This is a genomic window from Scytonema sp. PCC 10023, from assembly GCF_963920835.1.
Taxonomy (GTDB): Bacteria; Cyanobacteriota; Cyanobacteriia; order Cyanobacteriales; family Nostocaceae; genus Kalymmatonema.
This window is the reverse complement of record NZ_CAWUDP010000247.1, coordinates 1-2,835: the sequence shown is the minus strand read 5'-3', so window position 1 is coordinate 2,835 and position 2,835 is coordinate 1. Positions and strand designations below refer to the sequence as shown.

The following is a 2,835-nucleotide window of genomic DNA, read 5'->3' as shown; positions in this document are numbered from 1 at the left end:
CTGAGTATCCCACAACCGCACTGTGCCATCTCTTCCACCACTGACAATTCTCTGGCTATTTGTGCTTATTGCTACTGAATTTACGGAACCCTGATGACCTCTGAATGTAGCAACTTGCTTGCCCTGAGTATCCCACAACCGCACTGTGCCATCTCTTCCACCACTGACAATTCTCTGGTTATCAGTGCTTATTGCTACTGAATTTACGGTACCCTGATGACCTTTGAGAACATTTTTGTTCCTATTATTTTGGACTGCACTGAATAAGCTGTCTTGTACTGATGGGGGTAATGATTGATTGGGGAAACTAAACAAAGGTGAGCGGCTTTGTCCTACAAGACTAATTGCCCTTTCTAAACCTGTTAAAGGATCTGTCGCTGTCGATAACAAAATTTTGGCTGTTAGAGCAGCTTCTTCTATACGTCCTTTTTCTGAGCTTCGCCACAGAACGCTCACGAAAAATAACCCTGCAACCAGTCCACCAATTCCTAGCCACTGCAAAAGCTTTCTGTTATTATCTGCTTGTTGCGAAGCCTGAAAAAATTTCACCTGTAGCGGTGTCATATTATCGTTGGCTCGCTGTTTATAGTTCTTTAAGATATCTAAGTCTGGAGAACGCCAAAGACTCCCATTTGGACGACCATTTTGATTCCAATAGACTGCGGCTTCATCCAAGCGCCGCTGGAAGCGGATGTCGCTGCGGCTGCTATCAAGCCATTGTCTCATCTGTTCCCAATGGGCAAACAACGCTTCGTGGGTTATTTCAGCCGTTTCTGTTCCATCAAGGCTAGAGAGGGTTATTAATCTTACACCAGGTTGAGCAAACCGACCAATCACTCTTTTGACAGATTCTGGTTTGTCTGTGTAGGAAATCAAACTATCGATATTGGCACGACGACGGGTGTCGCTTGTCCCTTCCCCAAGTTGCACTAATCCCAGAAAGACTCGCTGGGCAATCTTTTTCTCTTCCTCATTCAGATTTTCATAGATGCGCTGAGCTTCGTCTGCTAAAGCTCCCCCGACACCACCAATTTGTTCAAGTGTTTTGACGGCTTGGACGCCATTTTTCAATCCCTCCCAGATGCGGGTTAAGGCAAACTGAAGTAGGGGTAATGCTCCTTCACGCCCAAGTGTATCGTTAATGAGTAAATTCACGACTGCTTCATCCAGTGGATGACCAGCTAGTTCTGCTGGTTTGGTTATCGCCCGCCGCAATTCCTCTGTACTCATAGCCGGAATAATTACACCCAGTTTGGCGATCGCCTGATTGAGCGCTGGATGTCGTTGAGTTTCTCCAAGGAAGTCGCTACGCAGAGTGATGATTACTGAGACACAACCAGAGCGATCGCCTGCGGCATGAATTAAGTTCTCAATAAATATTTGGCGCTCAATAGCGTCATCGCAAAGTGAGTAAACTTCTTCAAACTGGTCTACTAGCACCACTAACGGCGATACAGCAATCTCTGGTAAAACATTGGCAATGCGCCGTAAGCCATCATAAATAATAGTATCAGTAGTGTTACTGCTAGTTTGTTTTAATTCTTGTGCAAACTCGCGGGTTTTAGCCACAGGAGTTTGGTCATTCGTCGCCACTCTTGCCAAAACCGTTGCTAAAGCTTCCACAGGATGAGTCCCAGGGACAAGCACCGCCACTCGCGCTTGGCTTTTACCCGGTAGAGGACGACGGGCTAATTCTGGAATTAAACCTGCACGCGCTAGGGAAGATTTACCAGAACCAGATGGTCCTAAAATTGGTAGCAAACGTAATGGCGCTTCTGGTTGAGTTGTGTTTTCGTGAAGAGTCCGAAATAGATTCCACAATTTTTCGATTTGCTTTTCTCGCCCAAAATAGCGCTCGCCGTCAACTTCAAGAAATGCGAGTAGCCCTTTGTAAGGATTGGAACCTATTTCTCCTGTGGTAGAAACTTTCTCTTGTGGAAGTTGGCGCTCAAGTTGGTACTGGTAGATAACAACTTTGTTACCATCTCCAGAAATAATCGCACTGCTGATGGCATCCTTTTCAATTCTAATGCTGCGATTCTCATCCCTTAACCCGCGATCGCTCATGGATTCTGCCTCATCACCGATTCACCAGCATTAAAGTGTCAACCCAACAATACTTAAGTAGCTTATGCCGGTTTTCACCCAGCCAAGACAATGATTGATTTTGTGATAAAAACTTCATAAAAAATTGCATATTTAACGACATTAACGGAAAGATGACTCACACGTTGCCTTGGCTCCTTTATCATCAGGAGTTTTAAGTTCTTTGAAAACAGGATGATCCTGTAATCGCTCACAACCTGCTTTTAGCCAAGACTCAAATCTAATATCCCACAACCGCACTATGCCATCTGAACCACCACTGACAATTGTCTGTCCATCTGTGCTGATTGCTACAGAAGAGACGGAACCTTGATGACCTCTCAATTCAGCGACTTGCTTGCCTTTGCTATCCCACAACCGCACTGTGCCATCATCACCCCCACTGACAATTGTTTGCTTGTCTATGCTGATTGCTACTGTACTTACGTAACCTTGATGACCTTTGAGTTCAGCGAGTGGCTGACCTTTACTAGACCACAACCGTACTGTGCCATCATCACCCCCACTGACAATTGTTTGGTTATCTGTGCTGATTGCTACTGACCTTACCAAACCTTGATGACTTTTGAGTACGGCGAGTGGCTGACCTTTACTAGACCACAACCGCACTGTGTCATCATAACCACCACTGACAATTGTTTGGTTATCTATGCTAATTGCTACTGATAATACGAAACCTTGATGACCTTTGAGTACGGCAAGTTGCTGACCTTTACTAGACCACAACCG

Annotated in this window: 2 protein-coding genes; both read right to left on the bottom strand. The window is 45.2% G+C overall.

Annotated features, from left to right (window positions below):
• The coding region (locus ACM0OZ_RS48375; RefSeq protein WP_414590077.1) for an NACHT and WD repeat domain-containing protein at positions 1 to 2,067 on the bottom strand (2,067 nt) is incomplete at its 3' end.
• A gap of 141 nt (positions 2,068 to 2,208) precedes the next feature.
• A partial coding sequence (locus ACM0OZ_RS48370) for a WD40 repeat domain-containing protein (RefSeq protein WP_414590076.1) occupies positions 2,209 to 2,835 on the bottom strand: 627 nt, incomplete at its 5' end.